The organism is Paracoccus sp. C2R09 (genome assembly GCF_018860625.1).
In the GTDB taxonomy this organism is placed as follows: Bacteria; Pseudomonadota; Alphaproteobacteria; order Rhodobacterales; family Rhodobacteraceae; genus Paracoccus.
In genome coordinates, this window is record NZ_JAHKQB010000037.1 from 65,212 (window position 1) to 81,934 (window position 16,723).

Annotated in this window: 17 protein-coding genes; 5 read left to right on the forward strand and 12 right to left on the reverse strand. The window is 66.3% G+C overall.

The genetic code is table 11. The features are described from left to right. Positions 1–2 precede the first annotated feature (2 nt). The 3 genes from KO490_RS15420 to KO490_RS15430 all read right to left on the reverse strand — a co-directional run bounded on the left by KO490_RS15420 (position 3) and on the right by KO490_RS15430 (position 3,934). Positions 3–1,148: an acyl-CoA dehydrogenase family protein gene (locus KO490_RS15420; RefSeq protein WP_216020313.1), complete on the reverse strand. Its 1,146-nt coding sequence runs from the start codon at positions 1,146–1,148 to the stop codon at positions 3–5. 72 nt (positions 1,149–1,220) lie between these two features. After that, entirely contained in the window at positions 1,221–2,354 is a 1,134-nt protein-coding gene (locus tag KO490_RS15425) for a carboxylate-amine ligase (RefSeq protein ID WP_216020314.1), read from the reverse strand. 80 nt (positions 2,355–2,434) lie between these two features. Further along, positions 2,435–3,934: a CoA-acylating methylmalonate-semialdehyde dehydrogenase gene (locus tag KO490_RS15430; protein ID WP_216020315.1), complete on the reverse strand. Its 1,500-nt coding sequence runs from the start codon at positions 3,932–3,934 to the stop codon at positions 2,435–2,437. Positions 3,935–4,034: 100 nt separating this feature from the next. Here KO490_RS15430 and KO490_RS15435 point away from each other — a divergent pair, with 100 nt between their 5' ends. From KO490_RS15435 to coaD, 3 genes are all read left to right on the forward strand, one after another. Next, positions 4,035–4,946, forward strand: coding sequence for a LysR family transcriptional regulator (locus tag KO490_RS15435; protein WP_216020316.1), 912 nt, complete (start codon positions 4,035–4,037; stop codon positions 4,944–4,946). Between the two features lie 55 nt (positions 4,947–5,001). Beyond that, on the forward strand, positions 5,002–5,463 hold the full coding sequence (locus tag KO490_RS15440) for a CBS domain-containing protein (RefSeq protein ID WP_216020317.1): 462 nt from the start codon (positions 5,002–5,004) through the stop codon (positions 5,461–5,463). Between the two features lie 87 nt (positions 5,464–5,550). Next, entirely contained in the window at positions 5,551–6,042 is a 492-nt protein-coding gene (gene coaD / locus KO490_RS15445) for a pantetheine-phosphate adenylyltransferase (RefSeq protein WP_216020318.1), read from the forward strand. Between the two features lie 57 nt (positions 6,043–6,099). Here the strand turns inward: coaD and KO490_RS15450 are convergent, their stop codons facing one another. The 7 genes from KO490_RS15450 to pyrC all read right to left on the reverse strand — a co-directional run bounded on the left by KO490_RS15450 (position 6,100) and on the right by pyrC (position 14,131). Next, on the reverse strand, positions 6,100–6,603 hold the full coding sequence (locus KO490_RS15450; protein WP_216020319.1) for a polymer-forming cytoskeletal protein: 504 nt from the start codon (positions 6,601–6,603) through the stop codon (positions 6,100–6,102). Next, entirely contained in the window at positions 6,593–7,876 is a 1,284-nt protein-coding gene (locus tag KO490_RS15455; protein WP_252727229.1) for a M23 family metallopeptidase, read from the reverse strand. The genes KO490_RS15450 and KO490_RS15455 overlap by 11 nt, the downstream gene beginning before the upstream one ends. Before the next feature lie 196 nt (positions 7,877–8,072). Further along, positions 8,073–9,470 (reverse strand): short-chain fatty acyl-CoA regulator family protein, encoded by a 1,398-nt coding sequence (locus KO490_RS15460; protein WP_216020321.1) that lies wholly within the window; start codon positions 9,468–9,470, stop codon positions 8,073–8,075. Positions 9,471–9,527: 57 nt separating this feature from the next. After that, the gene (locus KO490_RS15465) at positions 9,528–10,727 is read right to left on the reverse strand and encodes a multidrug effflux MFS transporter (protein WP_216020322.1); all 1,200 of its coding nucleotides are present in this window, start codon (positions 10,725–10,727) and stop codon (positions 9,528–9,530) included. 68 nt (positions 10,728–10,795) lie between these two features. Beyond that, positions 10,796–12,280, reverse strand: coding sequence for a replicative DNA helicase (locus KO490_RS15470; protein WP_216020323.1), 1,485 nt, complete (start codon positions 12,278–12,280; stop codon positions 10,796–10,798). 139 nt (positions 12,281–12,419) lie between these two features. Continuing rightward, positions 12,420–13,091 (reverse strand): orotate phosphoribosyltransferase, encoded by a 672-nt coding sequence (locus KO490_RS15475; protein ID WP_216020324.1) that lies wholly within the window; start codon positions 13,089–13,091, stop codon positions 12,420–12,422. Then, positions 13,088–14,131, reverse strand: coding sequence for a dihydroorotase (pyrC, locus tag KO490_RS15480; RefSeq protein ID WP_216020325.1), 1,044 nt, complete (start codon positions 14,129–14,131; stop codon positions 13,088–13,090). Before pyrC ends, KO490_RS15475 begins: the two co-directional genes overlap by 4 nt. A gap of 15 nt (positions 14,132–14,146) precedes the next feature. Between pyrC and KO490_RS15485 the strand changes: the two genes are divergently transcribed. Together KO490_RS15485 and KO490_RS15490 are read left to right on the forward strand one after the other, a co-directional pair. Next, complete coding sequence (locus tag KO490_RS15485) at positions 14,147–14,599, forward strand: hypothetical protein (RefSeq protein ID WP_252727230.1); 453 nt, start codon at positions 14,147–14,149, stop codon at positions 14,597–14,599. A gap of 58 nt (positions 14,600–14,657) precedes the next feature. Then, complete coding sequence (locus tag KO490_RS15490) at positions 14,658–15,407, forward strand: SDR family oxidoreductase (protein ID WP_216020326.1); 750 nt, start codon at positions 14,658–14,660, stop codon at positions 15,405–15,407. 42 nt (positions 15,408–15,449) lie between these two features. On the opposite strand, the gene gap is transcribed toward KO490_RS15490, so the two are convergent. After that, the gene (gap, locus tag KO490_RS15495; RefSeq protein ID WP_216020327.1) at positions 15,450–16,451 is read right to left on the reverse strand and encodes a type I glyceraldehyde-3-phosphate dehydrogenase; all 1,002 of its coding nucleotides are present in this window, start codon (positions 16,449–16,451) and stop codon (positions 15,450–15,452) included. A gap of 76 nt (positions 16,452–16,527) precedes the next feature. Further along, positions 16,528–16,671, reverse strand: coding sequence for a hypothetical protein (locus KO490_RS15500; protein WP_216020328.1), 144 nt, complete (start codon positions 16,669–16,671; stop codon positions 16,528–16,530). Positions 16,672–16,723 lie beyond the last annotated feature (52 nt).

Here is a 16,723-nt window from a genome sequence, read left to right on the forward strand (position 1 = left end):
CGTCACCCCCTGCCTGCCAGCATCGAGCGGCCGATAATCAGCCGCATGATCTCGTTCGTGCCTTCCAGGATCTGGTGCACGCGCAGGTCGCGCACGATCTTCTCGATCCCGTAATCGGCCAGGTAGCCATAGCCACCATGCAGCTGCAGGCACTGGTTCGCGACCTCGAAGGCGCGATCGGTCACATGCAGCTTGGCCATGGCGCAGAACTTGGTGGCGTCGGGTGCGCCCTGGTCCAGCATCCATGCGGCCTGGCGCAGGAAGATGCGGCTGGATTGCAGCGCGGTCTCCATCTCGGCCAGGCGGAACTGCAGGGCCTGGAACTGGTCCAGCGATTTGCCGAAGGCGCGGCGTTCGGACATGTAGGCGATGGTCCGATCCAGGGCCGCCTGCGCGCCGCCAAGCGCGGATGCCGCGATGTTCAGCCGCCCGCCATCCAGCCCCGCCATCGCATAGGAAAAGCCGCGGCCTTCTTCGCCCAGCAGGTTGTCGGCAGGAATGCGGCAATCGTCGAACTGCACCTGCGCGGTCGGTTGGGACCGCCAGCCCATCTTGTCCTCGGGGGCGCCGAAGGACAGGCCGGGCGTGCCGTCCTGAACGATCACCGCGCTGATGCCGCGGGGGCCATCCTCGCCCGTGCGCACCATCGCCAGGTAAGCGTCGGAATACCCCCCGCCCGAGATGAAGGCCTTGGTCCCGTTCAGCAGCCATCCCTCGCCTTCGCGTTCGGCCCGGCTGCGAAGTGCGGCGGCATCGGACCCCGATCCGGGTTCGGTCAGGCAATAGCTGAAGATCACCTCCATCCGCGCCAGCTGCGGCAGCCAGCGGTCGCGGGCGGCATCGCTGCCGAATTTCTGGATCATCCCGCCGCACATGTTGTGGATCGACAGAAAGGACGCGACCGAGGGGCAGGCCATGGACAGCGCCTCGAAGATCAGGGTGCCGTCCAGGCGCCCCAGGCCCGATCCGCCATGATCCTCGGAGACGAAGATCCCCCCCAGACCGAGCGCCGCGACATCGGGCCAGAGATCCTTCGGGATCGTGCCGTCCTGTTCCCATGCATGGGCATGGGGGGCGATCCGGTCCTGTCCGAAATCGCGGGCCATGTCGAATATGGCCGATTGTTCTTCGGTCAATGCGAAGTCCATGCGTCTCCCTCCCCAGATCCGCTTGAATTGAACGCGTGTTTAGTTGTCAGTTGTTTCCAGAATGTTGCAAGCCTATTCAGGGGCCTCGCGGAATTCGGCGACAAGATGCCGGGTGACGGATTGCAGGGCGGCCTGCGGATCGGCGCCATCCGCCATCGCATCGGAATACACGCGGCGCTGTCTTTCCGACGCGCTGCCCTGAGCTACCATCTTGCGAAGGCGGGCGACGAAGGGCTGGCTGTCCAGCGCGTCCGCGTCCTCGGCGATCAGGGCCAGCCAATCCTCGGCGATGCGGTCGAAGGGGATGATGCTGCCCGCGCCGAAATCGATCAGCCCCTCGGTCGTGCCATAGCGCAGCGCGCGCCAGCGGTTCTCGGATATCAGGAAGGGTTCGTATTGCCGCCAGCGGATATTGCGGCGCGACAGGCGCCACAGCATGCGCAGCGTTGCCTGGATCAGGGCGGCCAGCGTCACGGCATCGTCGATCCGGGGGCAGGCGTCGCAGATCCGCGTCTCCAGCGTCGGGTATTTCGACGATGGCCGCAGATCCCACCAGATCTTCGAGGAATCCTCGATCACGCCCACATCCGTCAGCGCCGCGACCGAACGTTCGAATTCGTCCCAGCCCTTCATCTGCGGGGGCAGCCCGGTGCGCGGCATGTCCCCGAAGACCGTCGTGCGATACGAGGCAAGGCGCGTATCCTCGCCCAGCCAGAAGGGAGAGGATGCCGACAGCGCCAGCAGATGCGGCAGGAAATAGGTCAGCTGGTTCATCAGGTCGATGCGCTGCGCCGGGTCGGGGATGCCCACATGGACATGCATCCCGCAGATCAGCATCCGGTGCGCGACGCCGCCCAGATCGCGCGCCAGCTGGTTGTAGCGGTCCTTGTCGGTATGGTCCTGGCTGCGCCAGTCGGCCATCGGATGGCAACCCGCCGATATCGGGGCCAGCCCGTGTTCCGCGGCGCGGTCGGCCACGGCGGCGCGCAGGCGCTGCAGATGATCGCGCGCGCTGCGGATATCGGGACAGACGGGGGTGCCGATCTCGACCTGGCAGCGCAGGAATTCCGGGCTGACGGTATCGCCCAGATCGTCGGACAGGGACGCCATCAGCGCATCGGGTGCGGCGGCCAGCTCCATCGTGTCGGTATCGACAAGGAGATACTCCTCTTCGATGCCAAGGGTGAATTCGGGCTCTTTGCTCATTCGGGTATCATCCTCGACATCGCCGCGAACCTCGGGTGCGGCCCGGGGAATTCACCCCCCGGGCCTGCTGTCTTTCGGGATCAGTCCATGGCCTTGAAGTTGAACTCTCCGCCTTCCTTGATGCCCGACGGCCAGCGCGCGGTCACGGTCTTGGTGCGCGTATAGAAGCGGAACGCGTCCGGGCCGTGCTGGTTCAGGTCGCCGAAGCCCGATTTCTTCCAGCCGCCGAAGGTGTGATAGGCCAGCGGAACCGGGATGGGCACGTTGATGCCGACCATGCCGATATTGATGCGGTTCGCGAAATCGCGCGCCGTGTCGCCGTCGCGGGTGAAGATCGCGGTGCCGTTGCCGTATTCGTGGTCCATCGCCAGCTTCAGCGCATCCTCGTAGCTGTCGGCGCGGACGGTGGACAGGACCGGGCCGAAGATCTCGGTCTTGTAGATGTCCATCTCGGGGGTCACGCGGTCGAACAGGTGCGGACCCACGAAGAAGCCGTCCTCGTAGCCCTGCAGGCTGAAGTCGCGACCGTCGACGACCAGCTCGGCGCCCTGATCGACGCCCGACTGCACCAGGCGCAGGACGTTCTCCTTGGCGGCCTTGGTCACGACCGGGCCGTAATCCACGTCGTCGCCCGCGGTCCAGGGACCGACCTTCAGCTTCTCGATCCGGGGGACCAGCTTCTCGATCAGCGCATCGGCGGTCTTCTCGCCCACCGGCACGGCGACCGAGATCGCCATGCAGCGTTCGCCGGCCGCGCCATAGCCCGCGCCGATCAGCGCATCGGCGGCCTTGTCCAGATCGGCATCCGGCATGATGATCATGTGGTTCTTGGCGCCGCCGAAGCATTGCGCGCGCTTGCCGGTCGCGGCGGCGCGTTCATAGATGTATTGCGCGATCGGGGTCGAGCCGACAAAGCCCACCGCCTGGATCACCTCGCTGTCGAGGATCGCGTCCACGCTGTCCTTGTCGCCGTTGACGACCTGCAGGACGCCGTCGGGCAGGCCCGCCTCCTTCAGCAGTTCCGCCAGCATCAGCGGGACCGAGGGGTCGCGCTCGGACGGTTTCAGGATCATCGCGTTGCCCGATGCCAGCGCCGGGCCGATCTTCCACAGCGGGATCATGGCCGGGAAGTTGAAGGGCGTGATGCCCGCAACCACCCCAAGCGGTTGGCGCAGCGAATACATGTCGATGCCCGGACCTGCGCTGTCGGTGAATTCGCCCTTCAGCAGATGCGGCGCACCGATGCAGAACTCGATCACCTCGAGCCCGCGCTGGATGTCGCCCTTGGCATCGGGGAAGGTCTTGCCGTGTTCGGCCGACAGCGCCTCGGCCATCTTGTCCATGTCGCGGTTGATGAGGCGCACGAACTCCATCATCACGCGGGCGCGGCGCTGCGGGTTGGTGGCGCCCCATTCGACCTGCGCCTTGGCGGCGCGGGCGATGGCGTCGTCCAGCTCGGCCTTGGTGGCCAGGGATACGCGTGCCTGCACCTCGCCCGTGGCGGGGTTGAAGACATCGGCGAAGCGGCCCGAGGTGCCTTTGTATTCCTTGCCGTCGATCCAGTGATGAATCTCTTTCATCGCGCTCTCCTGTTCGTTTGGGGGCCAGAGTATCCTTGCGGAAATGCCGGATGAAGGGGCATGATGGCAAAAGCGTTTTGCGAATTTGCAAGGGACGGCGATGGATTGGGACGATCTGCGCATCTTCCTGGCGGTGGCCCGCACCGAAAGCCTGTCGGGCGCGGGGCGGCGGCTGGGTATGGACGCATCCACCGTGGGGCGGCGCGTGATGCGGCTGGAGGCGGCGACCGGGGCGGCGCTGTTCCTCAAGACGCCGCAGGGATACCAGCTGACGAACGAGGGCGCGCGCCTCGTCGCCCCGGCCGAGGCTGCCGAACAGGCCGCCCAGGCCGCGGCCGAGGCCGTGAACCGCGAGGCGGGCATCACCGGTCAGCTGCGGATCGGTGCGCCCGACGGCTGCGCGAATTACCTGCTGCCGCAGGTGGCCATGCAGATATCCCGCCTGCATCCGGGGTTGGAGATCCAGATCGTGGCCCTGCCGCGCGTCGTCAACCTGACGCGGCGAGAGGCCGACATGGCCATCGCCGTGTCGCCGCCCGACACGGGTCGGCTGACGGTGCAGCGGCTGGCGGATTACCGGCTGCATCTGGCGGCCCATGACGATTACCTGTCGCGCCGCCCCCCGATCCGCGATCTGGGCGATCTGAAGGGGCACCGGATGATCAGCTATATCCCCGACATGATCTTCGACCGCGAGCTGGATTACCTGTCGGCCACCGGGATGGGGGCGGCGCAGATCACCTCGAACTCGGTCGCGGTGCAGATGCAGGCGGTGCGCTGCGGGGCGGGTCTGGGCATCGTGCATGATTTCGCGCTGCCTTTCGCGCCGGGGGTGCGGCGCGTTCTGACCGACCGGGTGTCGCTGAAACGCAGCTTCTGGCTGATCCGTCATGCCGACGACCGCGCGTCGCGCAGGCTCAGCCTGCTGGCAGATGCCGTGGCGCAGGGCGTCCGCGCCGAGGTCGCGCGGCTGGAGGCACGGGTTTCGGCCGATGAGGCCGCCATGGCTTGACGCAGGGCGCGACCGCGCGAAAGATGAACATGATGCAGTTCGAGGAGGAGACGAGATGCTGGTCAAACAATTGCTGTCGATGAAGCATGATGCGGCCAAGCCCTGGATCGAGGCAGGCACCATCGTCACGATCAGGCCCGAGGTCACGCTGGCAGAGGCCGCGAAGCTTCTGGCCGAGAAGCGGATCGGCGCGGCCGTCGTGTCCGAGGATGGTCGCACCCCGGTCGGCATCCTGTCCGAACGCGATGTCGTGCGCCAATTGGGCAATAACGGCATCCAGGTCCTTGAACAGCCCATCAGCGAGGTGATGACCCGCAGCGTCCAGACCTGCGCACCCGGCGACGATGCGATGACGGTTCTGGAACGCATGACCGAAGGGCGCTTTCGCCACATGCCGGTGATCGACGATGACGGGTTCATGCTGGGTGTCGTGTCGATCGGGGATGCGGTCAGCGGTCGCCTGAAGGAACTCGCGGCCGAGAAGGACGCCCTGACCGGCATGATCATGGGGAACTGACGCCAGGTCGCCCGACCTGGTATTCTTGCAATCAGTGCCCAAATGAGCTTTGCCTTGGGGCCGAGATCCAGACAAGGACGCATCACCATGCGCATCGGCCTCTATCCAGGCACCTTCGACCCCATCACCTTGGGTCATATCGACATCATCCAGCGGGCGATGGTCCTGGTGGACAGGCTGGTGATCGGCGTGGCGATCAACCGTGACAAGGGCCCGCTCTTCGACCTGGAGGAACGGGTCGCGATGGTTCAGGCCGAATGCGACAAGATCGCCGCCCGGACCGGGGGCGAGATCCTGGTCCACCCCTTCGAGAACCTGCTGATCGACTGTGCCCGCGACGTGGGCGCCAGCATGATCGTGCGCGGGCTGCGCGCGGTGGCCGATTTCGAATACGAGTTCCAGATGGTCGGCATGAACCGCGCGCTGGACAACGAGGTCGAGACCGTCTTCCTGATGGCCGATGCCCGCCGTCAGGCCATCGCATCGAAGCTGGTCAAGGAGATCGCGCGCCTGCATGGCGACGTGTCCAAATTCGTCAGCGCCCCCGTGGCCGAGGCCCTGGTCCGACGCTTCGCCTGAGGACATGAGAAAGCCCGCGAAATTCGCGGGCTTTTCGTCAGGCGGTCCCGGGGGCGATCATTCGGCCGGGGGGGCCAGCTTCTTGGTGCCGCCATTGTTCAGCGGATCTTCCTGACGCTGCACCGAACCTTCGAAATGCGCACCGGATTCGATCGCGATCGTCTTGTGGATGATGTCGCCTTCGACGCGGGCGCTGGCCGACAGGCGGACCTTCAGGCCGCGGACACGACCCACGACACGACCGTTCACCACGACGTCGTCGCCGACGATCTCGCCCTTGATGGTCGCGGATTCGCCGATGGTCAGCTGGTGGGCGCGGATGTCGCCCTCGACAGTGCCTTCGATCTGGATGTCGCCCTGCGTCTTGATGTTGCCGGTGACGATCAGGTCCGAGGACAGGACCGAGGGCACGGCACGGGCGCGCGGAGCGGCGGGCGCGGGCTGCGGTGCGGCGTCGGGCTTGCGCTGCTCGGGCGCGGGGGCCGCGGCTTCGGGGGCGGCACCCTGGGGTGCATTCGATTGCTGGGGGCGGTTCTCGGTCACGCGGGTCTTACTGAACATTTTCTGCTGCCTTGATGAAGCTCATCGGGTCCACGGCCCGACCGTTCATGCGCACCTCGTAATGCAGATGCGACCCGGTCGAGCGTCCGGTATTCCCCATAGCACCGATCGTGTCGCCTTGCGACACCCTTTGGCCGACCTTGACATTGATGCGGCTGAGATGGGCGTAACGGGTTTCGGTCCCCAGTTCGTGTTCGATCTTGATCAGGTTGCCATAGGCGCCCGAACGGCCGGCATGGGTGACCACGCCGTCGCCGGTGGCATGGATCGGCGTGCCGACGGGACCTGCCATGTCCACGCCCTCGTGCATGCGGCCCCAACGGCGACCGAAGGGCGAGGTGTAGCGGAAGCTCTGGAAGATCGGCATCGCCAGCGGAAGCTTCTCGATTGCGATGCGGTAGGTGTTCATCTGATCCAGCGTGACGACGATCTGGCGGGCCTTCGTCTCGCCCTCGCTCAGCGCGGCATTACCGCGGGTCGAATAGGACATCGGCGTCAGGGGGCCGCCCTGACCGCTGTAGCCTGCACGGATGGTGCGCAGCACGCTGTCGGGGTTCATGCCGACCGAACGGAAGACATCGTCCAGCGGCGCGACCGAGACGGTCACCGCATCCTCGAGCTGGGTCAGGATCTCGTCGTTGCGGGCAATGATCTCGGCACGTTCGACGCGCAGTTCCTCGGCGGCCAGCTGGGCCTCCTCGGCGGCCTTCACGGCCTCCTGGCGTTCGACGCTGGCGCTGCGCAGCTCGCCCGTCAGGATGTCCAGCGCGGTCGAGACCTCGGTCGTGCGGTCGGTCGCGGTCTCGTCGGTCTGGGCCTCGGCCAGGCGCAGGGCATCGTCGCGTTCGGCGATGGTGTCGCGCAGGCTGGTGCGGACCGCATCCAGACCGCCTTCCAGCTCGCGGCGGCGTTCCTCGCTGGCCAGCAGCTGCGATTGCATCTGGGACACCTGGTCCAGCGCGACCGAGAAGCGGTTCTGCGCGGCCAGTGCCTCGGCGGCGCGGGCGTCGCGTTCGGATTGCAGCTGGTTCAGGCGTTCCTCGAACGCGACCTGGCTGCGCACGATCTGGTCGCGCGAATTGCCCGAACTGACGGCATCGATGACGAGGAAGGAACTTGCGACCAGCGTCCAGCCGAAGACGACGGTGACGCCGCCGATGCCGGCGATCTGGGTCAGGGGGCGAAGACGAACGAAGCGCGTCGTATCATCGGACCGGAGGAAAAGACGCTGTTCGGGAAGCCACTTTTCCAGCTTGGAATTCAATCGGTCCATGACGCTCATGTTCAGACACTGTCCCCCGGTTCGCGGCCTTTTGCCTGATCGATCGGTCGCTTTGGTTCCATTTGCGGATGGGTAAACAGGTTCTGTGCCTTCAAGGCAACACCCGAGGGACAGCCGGAAGTTGCACTACGCGAAACATCGCCGGCATCGGCGGGAACCTGCCGAAATACGTGCGCATCTTAGGCCGTCAGGCCAATGCATAGGGCAGGGGACCATCACGATCTTGTGGAATCCGCAGGGGACGATCCATGGGTGGTACGGATCGCTGATGGCAATCGGGCCGTGGGCAGATCCGGCAGGATATCCCGATGGGCTCGAACGCGCGGGGTCGGGTCAGATCCAGCCCGTCGGCATAGACCATGCCCTCGGCCTCGGCGACCTCGACGCCCAGCCCGATGGCAAAGCGGCGGACGGGCGCGTTGAAGGCCCCGGCGTGTTTCGACACGTCGCGCGCCAGCAGAAGATAGCGCATGCCGTCCGGCGTCTCGGCCAGCTGTCGCAGGAACCGGCCGGGCTGTTCGAAGGCCTGGTGGACGTTCCACAGCGGGCATGCGCCGCCGAAGCGCGCGAATTGCAGGCGCGTCGCGGAATGGCGCTTGGTGATGGTGCCCGCCTGATCGACGCGGACGAAGAAGAACGGCACGCCCTTGGCGCACGGACGCTGCAGGGTGGACAGCCGATGTGCCACCTGTTCCAGCGATGCGCCGAACAGATGCGCCAGCCGTTCCAGATCGTGGCGTTCGGCCCGCGCGGCCGACAGGAACGCACGATAGGGCATGAGCGCCGCCCCCGCGAAATAGTTGGCCATCCCCACGCGCGCGATTTCCCGCGCGGTCTGGCTGCGGAAGCGCGCAAGATCCAGCGTCGCCTCAAGCAGGTCGGACTGACGTTCCAGCGCGACGAGGTGCAGCAGCTGGAAGATCCGGGTCGAGGGCTCGGCCGCGGCATTGACTAGCAGCGTCGCGCCATCGCGGCGAAAGACGGAATTGGCGGGCATTTCGGTCAGTTGGACCTCGATCCCGCATCGGGCCAGGGCCTCGACCGCCAGGACCCAGGGGTCGCGGCGCTGGCCGTCGGGGCAGGCGAACCGTTCCGCCGCGCGATCCACCGCGTCGATGTAATTGTCGCAGTAATGGAAGAAGTCGCGCACCTCCTCCCAAGGGGTGGTCAGCGCGTTCTGGCCCGCCGCGCCGATCGCCTGGTCCAGCGCGGCCAGCCGTTCCTGGCCTTCACGGTGGGCGCGATAGAGGTCGAGGAAGGCGCGCGCCAGCACCGGTGCATTGGTCGCGGCCAGCCGCAGATCGGCCAAAGGCGGCGCGGCATCGAACAGCGGATCGGCCAGCGCCTCCTGCATGTCGATGACCATGCGTTCCGCGTCGCCGGCGGCCAGCGTGGTCAGGTCGATCCCGAATTCCTGCGCCAGCCGCAGCAGCGCGCCTGCGGAAATGGGGCGGTGGTTGTTCTCCATCTGCGACAGGTAAGGCAGCGACACCCCGAGCGTTTCGGCGAAACGCTTCTGCGTCAGCCCTGCGCGCGCCCGCGTCTCGCGCAACGCGGTCCCGGCATAGATTTTCTGCGTGGCCATCCCCGTCCCCCTTTGCAATCCCCGTAATAGCGTTTGCAAAGGTCGCGCGGCAAGGGATCAGATCAGCGCAAGCTGCCTTTCGCGGCGCAGCACCCACAGGATCGCCAGAAGGGAACCGGCGGCGGATGCGACCATGATCGCCAGAAGCGGCTCGGGTCCGCTGCCCGGTTGCAGCAGCGCGCCCGCCAGGGCGGACAGGACCGCGCCGCCCGCGACGGCCAGCGCCCCGCCCAGGCCAGATGCGGTGCCTGCCAGTTCGGGGCGCACGCTCATCATGCCGGCATTCGCGTTGGGCAGGACCATGCCGTTGCCCAGCCCCATGCAGGCGATCGCGCCGAAGAAGACGATGGGCTGCACGATCCCTGCCAGCGTGGCCAGCATCGAAGCCGACAGGGCGATCAGGCAGATCACCGCGCCGATCAGGATCATCCGGTTCAGCCCCAGGATGCGCGAATACCGCCCCGACAGGAAGTTGCCCGTGACATAGCCGATCGAGGGTGCCGCGAACCAGTATCCGACCTGCGCGGGGGTCAGTCCGAAGACCTGCGCACCCACGAAGGGCGCCCCGCCCAGATAGGCGAAGAACGCCCCCGAAGACAGCGTGGCCGCCGCGCAATATCCCCAGAACCGCTGCGACCGCGCCAGCGCCGGGTAATTCGCGATCTGCGCGCGCAGGGGCAGGCCGCCGCCGCGCACCGTCTCGCCCATGTCGGCGAATGCCAGGATCAGCACCGCGATGCCCAGAAGACCCATCACGGTGAAATTCGCGCGCCAGCCGAACAGCTCGTCCAGGATGCCGCCGAAGACGGGGGCCATCATCGGCACCACGGCCATCCCCATCGTGACATAGCCCAGCATCGACCCGGCCTTGTCGCCGTCGAACAGGTCGCGGATCACCGCGCGGGGCACCAGCATGCAGACGGTGATCGTGGCCTGCGCCAGCCGGAAGGCCAGGAAGGTGCCCGCATCGCGTGCCATCAGCGTGCCGATCGTGGTCAGCAGGAACAGCACCAGCCCCCAGATCACCACCGGTCTGCGCCCGAAGCGGTCGCTGATCGGCCCGCCCAGAAGCTGCAGCACCGCGCTGGCCCCGATATAGGCCGAGACCGACAGCTGCATCACCGCGTAATCCACCCCGAAATCCACCGCCATTCCGGGCAGCGAGGGCAGGAACACGTTCATCGACAAGGCCGAGACGCCCGAAAGCGCGACAAGCGTCAGAAGATGCGGCGGCGTGCGGGTGGCGGCTCGTGACATGGAAGATCCCCGGCGCGAAGGGCACCGGGGATCTGTCTAAGCTGCATGACGTGCAAGCGCCAGCCTGCTCATTCCCACTGGGTCTGGCGATCCTTGGCAAGGTTGCCGAAGCGGGTGAACTGCCCCTCGAAGGCCAGCTCGACGGTGCCGATGGGACCGTGGCGCTGCTTGCCCAGGATCACCTCGGCCTTGCCATGGACCTGTTCCATCACCTGCTGCCACTTGGCCATCGCGTCCAGATCGCTGTCCGACGGCTTCTCGCGTTCCTTGTAGTATTCCTCGCGGAAGACGAACATCACGATGTCGGCGTCCTGTTCGATCGAGCCGGATTCGCGAAGATCGCTCAGCTGCGGGCGCTTGTCCTCGCGGCTCTCGACCTGGCGCGACAGCTGGGACAGGGCGATGACGGGGATGTTCAGTTCCTTGGCCACGGCCTTCAGGCCTTGGGTGATCTCGGACACCTCGTTCACGCGGCTGTCCTTGGCGGTCGCGGCCTTCAGCAGCTGAAGATAGTCGACCATCAGCACGTCCAGCCCATGCGTCCGCTTCAACTTGCGCGCGCGGGCGGCCAGCTGGTTGATCGGCAGGGCGGGCGTGTCATCGATATAGAGCGGGCAGTTCTGCAGCGCGTGCGCGGCCTCGACGAAGCGGCGGAACTCGGCCTCGTCCATGTTGCCCGAGCGGATGCGTTCGGACGGCACTTCGGCCGCCTCGGACAGGATCCGCGCGGCCAGCTGCTCGGCCGACATCTCCAGGCTGAAGAAGCCCACCACGCCGCCCTCGACCGTGCCATGCGTGCCGTCGGGCTTCTCTCCGACCTGGTGCGACTTGGCGATGTTGAAGGCGATGTTCGTCGCAAGCGAGGTCTTCCCCATCGAGGGGCGCCCCGCCAGGATGACCAGATCCGAATTGTTCAACCCGCCCATCTTTGCATCCAGGTCGATCAGCCCGGTCGAGATGCCCGACAGCTTGCCGTCGCGCTGATAGGCGGCATTGGCCGCATGGACCGCGCCCGTCACCGCCTTGAGGAAGCTCTGGAAGCCGCGTTCGGCCACACCCTGTTCGCCCAGCTTGTAGAGCACCTGCTCGGCCGCCTTGATCTGTTCCTCGGCGTCGTCGTCCACCTCGACCGTGGATGCGCGGGCGGCGATGTTCTGGCCCAGCTGCATCAGTTCGCGGCGCAGCGCGAATTCGCGGATCATCTGGGCATAGTCGCGCGCGGCATAGGCGCTGATCGCCGCCGCCGCGATGCGCGCCAGATAGGCCGGGCCGCCCAGCTCCTTCAGCCCCTCGTCGTTTTCCAGGAACGCCTTGATGGTGACCGGGCTGGCCAGCGCGTTCTTGCGGATGCGTTCGGCGCAGATCTCGTAGATGCGCGAATGGACGGGGTGATAGAAATGCTCGGGCTTGATGATCTGGCTGACGCGGTCGAAGACGTCGTTATTCGTCAGAAGCGCGCCCAGCAGCTGCTGCTCGGCCTCGAGCGAGAAGGGGATGGCCGATTTCTCGGTCTCTTCCGTTTGTCCGGGAACGATTGCGCGCACTCCGCTCATGACGATCCTGCCTCTTGCGATCCGTGATGGCCCGAACCGGGCCAAGGTCCGATCTGGACCAGCGTCCTGTCTAAACCAAAAGGGCGGGCCATGAAATCGGCCCGCCCGTGTTTTCCGGTGGAAAGCCTGTGGACAAGTGTCAGGCGTTCGCCTTCTGCCAGGCGCGCGGGTTCATCAGGAAGCTTTCGACCTCGTCCAGGGTGTCCTTGTCGAAGATCTCCTGCTCGCGTGCTTCGGCCAGCACGTCCCACCAGGTGCACAGGTGATGCAGCGTCACGCCATGTTCGCCCAGCCGTTCGGTCGTTTCCGGGAAGATGCCGTAATAGAAGATGACAGCCGTATGCGCGCAGGTCGCGCCGGTATCGCGGATGGCGTCCACGAAGGACAGCTTGCTGCCCCCGTCCGTGGTCAGATCCTCGACCAGCAGGACGCGCTGGCCTTCGGTCATCGCGCCTTCGATCCGGGCGTTGCGGCCGTAACCCTTGGGCTTCTTGCGCACATAGGTCATGGGCAGGCCCAGACGCTCGGCCACCATGGCGGCGAAGGGGATGCCCGCGGTCTCGCCGCCCGCGACGTTGTCGAACGCCTCGAAGCCCGCGTCGCGCATGACCGTCGCGGCCATGAAGTCCATCAGCGTCTGGCGCACGCGCGGGAAGCTGATGATGCGGCGGCAATCCACATAGGTCGGACCCTTGAGGCCCGAGGCATAGGTGAAGGGCTGCGCGGCGTTGAAATCGACGGCCTTGATCTCCAGCAGGGCGCGGGCGGTCAGGCGGGCGATCTCGTCGCGCGCGGGAAAGGTCAGGCTCATGCGTCCTCCAGATGCCAATGGATGGGGAAACCGGGGTCGAAGACGGTCACGACCTCGTCGCCGGCCTCGATCTGCGTCGGGTATTCGGCGGGGGTGTCGCGCTTCGTCAGGCGGATGCGGTCCTCGGACGGGGGCAGGCCGTAGAAGGCCGCGCCGTTGAGGCTGGCGAAGGCCTCCAGCCGGTCCAGCGCGCCGTCCTGTTCGAAGACATGTGCCAGGATCGACATGGTGTTCGGGGCCGTGAAGCAGCCCGCGCAGCCGCAGGGCTGCAGCTTGGCGCTGTCGGGATGGGGGGCGCTGTCGGTGCCCAGGAAGAAGCGCGCCTCGCCGCTGGTCGCGGCCTCGCGCAGGGCCAGGCGGTGGGATTCGCGCTTGGCGACGGGCAGGCAGTAGTAATGCGGGCGGATGCCGCCCGCCAGGATGGCGTTGCGGTTGATCACCAGGTGGTGCGTGGTGATCGTGGCCCCGAGGGTGTCGCCCCCCGAACGCGCATAGGCCACCCCGTCCGAGGTGGTGATATGTTCCATGACGACCCGCAGCCCCGGCGTGCGGCGGCGCAGCGGATCCAGCACGCGGTCGATGAAGACGGCCTCGCGGTCGAAGATGTCCACCTGCGGATCGGTCACCTCGCCATGGACGCACAGCGTGATGCCCGCTTCGGCCATGGCATCCAGCACCGGCTGGACGCGGTCGAAATCGGTCACGCCCGATGCGCTGTTAGTGGTGGCGCCGGCCGGGTACAGCTTGACCGCGCGGATGATGCCCGCCCGGAAGGCGGCGACGACATCGGCGGCCTCGGTCGTGTCGGTCAGGTACAGCGTCATCTGCGGCTGCAGCGCCGCGCCTTCGGGCAGCGCGGCCATGATCCGATCGCGATAGGCCGCGGCCTGATCGCCGGTGACCACCGGGGGCACCAGGTTCGGCATGATGATCGCGCGGCCGAAACCGGCGGAGTGGCGGGCAACGGCGTTCAGCATCGCGCCGTCGCGCAGATGCAGGTGCCAGTCGTCGGGGCGGCGGAGGATCAGGCTGTCGGTCATAGGCTGCCTCTATACATGGCGGAACGTTGTTGTGAAGGCGCATCGTCGAATTTCGGCAACCATATCCCGATGCGCCGGTTGTCAATGTGGCCTGCTGCACGCACCATCCGATACGGCGGCACCGGGCCTGCCCCTTTCATAAGGACGATGTCTATGTTTCCCATGTGGTTTCCCGCGACGCAGATGCGACTGGCCCAGCAGGTCACGCGCATTGCCGTCGATTCGCAGATCGTGATCGGCATGCGCATGGCCGGAATGATGGGCATGGTGGCCCAGGCCCCCGGAGAACCCTTCCGCATGGTGGCCGAAAAACAGGCTGCTGCGCAGGAATCGATGCTTGCCATGGCCCAGGCCGGTTTCCGCGGCGCCAGCCCCGAGAACATGGTCGCGGCAGGGCTGCGTCCCTATGGCCGTGTCACGCGTGCGAATTCGCGTCGTCTGACTGCAAAGAAGGCCACCCGGAAATAGGCAGGAACCCCTGCGCGCGACGCTGCATTTGCTTATGTGCAATGAATAGGGGGCTGTCATGCAAACCGCCATCGTGACGGGGGCGGCGCAGGGTATCGGGCGTGGGATCGTGGATCGCCTGCGCACCGACGGCTGGCGCGTCGCCGCCCTAGACCTGGATCCCGAGGCCCTGTCCGAGCTGCCCGACGATCCGCATCTGCTGCGCGTCGAATGCGACGTGGGCGACGAAGAGGCCGTGGGCCACGCCTTGCAGCGCGTCATCGACTGGCTTGCCGGGTCGGGGCTGAACCTTCTCGTGTCGAATGCCGGGATCGCCAATCCGGTCAGCGGCCCGATCGAGCGTCTGTCGCTGGCCGATTGGCGCGCCTGGCAGGACAGTCATGTGACGGGCGCCTTCCTGATGATCCGGGGCTGCGTGCCGCTGCTGCGCAAAGGGCAGGGCTCAATCGTCACCATGTCGTCGACGCGCGCGCTGCAATCCGAACCCGATTGCGAGGCCTATGCCGCGGCCAAGGGTGCGCTTCTGTCGATGAGCCACGCGCTTGCGATCAGTCTGGGACCGGACATCCGGGCGAACTGCATCCTGCCCGGCTGGATCGAGACGGGGCCCTGGCAGAAGACCGAACGGCGCGAGGACGCCCATCACAGCCAGCGCGACAAGGCGCAGCATCCGGTCGGCCGCGTGGGCCGGGTCGAGGACATCTCGGGATTGGTGGCGTGGCTGGCATCCGATGATGCGGGCTTCGTGACGGGCCAGCATTTCACGGTGGATGGCGGCATGACGACCAAGATGATCTATGCCGAATAGGCAATGAAGAAGGCCCCCGCGATGGCGGGGGCCTTCTTCGTGTCAGATGAGCTTGCCCATCGCGACGGCGGTATCCGCCATGCGGTTCGAGAAGCCCCATTCGTTGTCGTACCAGGTCAGGATGCGGCACATGCGGCCCTCCAGAACCTTGGTCTGATCCATGTGGAAGATCGAGCTGTGCGGATCATGGTTGAAGTCCGACGACACCAGCGGCTCGTCGGTATAGGCCAGCACGCCCTTCAGCGAACCGTCGGCGGCTGCGCGGATCGCGGCGTTGATCTCCTCGGCCGTGGTGTCGCGCGCGGCTTCGAAGGTCAGGTCCACGACCGACACGTTCGGGGTCGGCACGCGGATCGCGACGCCGTCCAGCTTGCCCTTCAGTTCCGGCAGCACCAGGCCCACGGCCTTGGCCGCACCGGTCGAGGTCGGGATCATCGACAGTCCGGCGGCACGGGCGCGATACAGATCCTTGTGCATCGTGTCCAGCGTCGGCTGGTCGCCGGTATAGCTGTGGATCGTGGTCATGAAACCGCGGGTGATGCCGATCTCGTCGTTCAGGATCTTGGCGACGGGCGACAGGCAGTTCGTCGTGCAGCTGGCGTTCGAGACGACCAGGTCGTCCGAGGTCAGCGTGTCGTGGTTGACGCCGTAGACGATGGTCTTGTCGGCATCCTGGCCGGGGGCCGAGATCAGCACGCGCTTGGCGCCGGTCGACAGGTGCGGCTGCACCTTTTCCTTCGAGGTGAAGATGCCGGTGCATTCCATGATCACGTCGATATCGCCCCAGGGCAGTTCGGCGGGATTGCGGATTGCGGTGACCTTGATCGGGCCGCGGCCCACGTCGATCGAGTCGCCCTCGACCTTCACTTCGGCGGGGAAGCGACCGTGAACCGAATCGTAGCGCAGCAGATGCGCGTTCGTCTCGACCGGGCCGAGATCGTTGATCGCGACGACTTCGATGTCGGTGCGACCCGACTCGATGATGCCGCGCAGGACGTTGCGTCCGATGCGGCCGAAACCGTTGATGGCGACCTTGACTGCCATGGGTACCCCTCCTGAGCAGATGACGGTTGCCTTCCTCTAGCGTGGCGGCTGGGGCGATGCAAATGCCCCGAGGGCCCTAACGCCAGAAGCTGAGATATTCGATGAAGCGATCCAGCGTCCGGGCGGCGGCCAGGGGCAGGGTGCCGCCGAACCAGATCGCATCGACCGCGAAGCCGGCGATGATCAGCAGGACAAGTGCGATGGCGATCTTGTTCGTCATCCGGACCCCGATACTTGGACGCCGTGTTATCGCGCGGGCGGCGGGGCGGGGC

Excerpts from the sequence above, each read along its gene's own strand:
- KO490_RS15420 (WP_216020313.1), bottom strand. The coding sequence starts at position 1,148 with ATGGACTTCGCATTGACCGAAGAACAATCGGCCATATTCGACATGGCC.
- KO490_RS15425 (WP_216020314.1), bottom strand. The coding sequence starts at position 2,354 with ATGAGCAAAGAGCCCGAATTCACCCTTGGCATCGAAGAGGAGTATCTC.
- KO490_RS15430 (WP_216020315.1), bottom strand. The coding sequence starts at position 3,934 with ATGAAAGAGATTCATCACTGGATCGACGGCAAGGAATACAAAGGCACC.
- KO490_RS15435 (WP_216020316.1), top strand. The coding sequence starts at position 4,035 with ATGGATTGGGACGATCTGCGCATCTTCCTGGCGGTGGCCCGCACCGAA.
- KO490_RS15440 (WP_216020317.1), top strand. The coding sequence starts at position 5,002 with ATGCTGGTCAAACAATTGCTGTCGATGAAGCATGATGCGGCCAAGCCC.
- coaD (WP_216020318.1), top strand. The coding sequence starts at position 5,551 with ATGCGCATCGGCCTCTATCCAGGCACCTTCGACCCCATCACCTTGGGT.
- KO490_RS15450 (WP_216020319.1), bottom strand. The coding sequence starts at position 6,603 with ATGTTCAGTAAGACCCGCGTGACCGAGAACCGCCCCCAGCAATCGAAT.
- KO490_RS15455 (WP_252727229.1), bottom strand. The coding sequence starts at position 7,876 with ATGGACCGATTGAATTCCAAGCTGGAAAAGTGGCTTCCCGAACAGCGT.
- KO490_RS15460 (WP_216020321.1), bottom strand. The coding sequence starts at position 9,470 with ATGGCCACGCAGAAAATCTATGCCGGGACCGCGTTGCGCGAGACGCGG.
- KO490_RS15465 (WP_216020322.1), bottom strand. The coding sequence starts at position 10,727 with ATGTCACGAGCCGCCACCCGCACGCCGCCGCATCTTCTGACGCTTGTC.
- KO490_RS15470 (WP_216020323.1), bottom strand. The coding sequence starts at position 12,280 with ATGAGCGGAGTGCGCGCAATCGTTCCCGGACAAACGGAAGAGACCGAG.
- KO490_RS15475 (WP_216020324.1), bottom strand. The coding sequence starts at position 13,091 with ATGAGCCTGACCTTTCCCGCGCGCGACGAGATCGCCCGCCTGACCGCC.
- pyrC (WP_216020325.1), bottom strand. The coding sequence starts at position 14,131 with ATGACCGACAGCCTGATCCTCCGCCGCCCCGACGACTGGCACCTGCAT.
- KO490_RS15485 (WP_252727230.1), top strand. The coding sequence starts at position 14,147 with ATGGCGGAACGTTGTTGTGAAGGCGCATCGTCGAATTTCGGCAACCAT.
- KO490_RS15490 (WP_216020326.1), top strand. The coding sequence starts at position 14,658 with ATGCAAACCGCCATCGTGACGGGGGCGGCGCAGGGTATCGGGCGTGGG.
- gap (WP_216020327.1), bottom strand. The coding sequence starts at position 16,451 with ATGGCAGTCAAGGTCGCCATCAACGGTTTCGGCCGCATCGGACGCAAC.
- KO490_RS15500 (WP_216020328.1), bottom strand. The coding sequence starts at position 16,671 with ATGACGAACAAGATCGCCATCGCACTTGTCCTGCTGATCATCGCCGGC.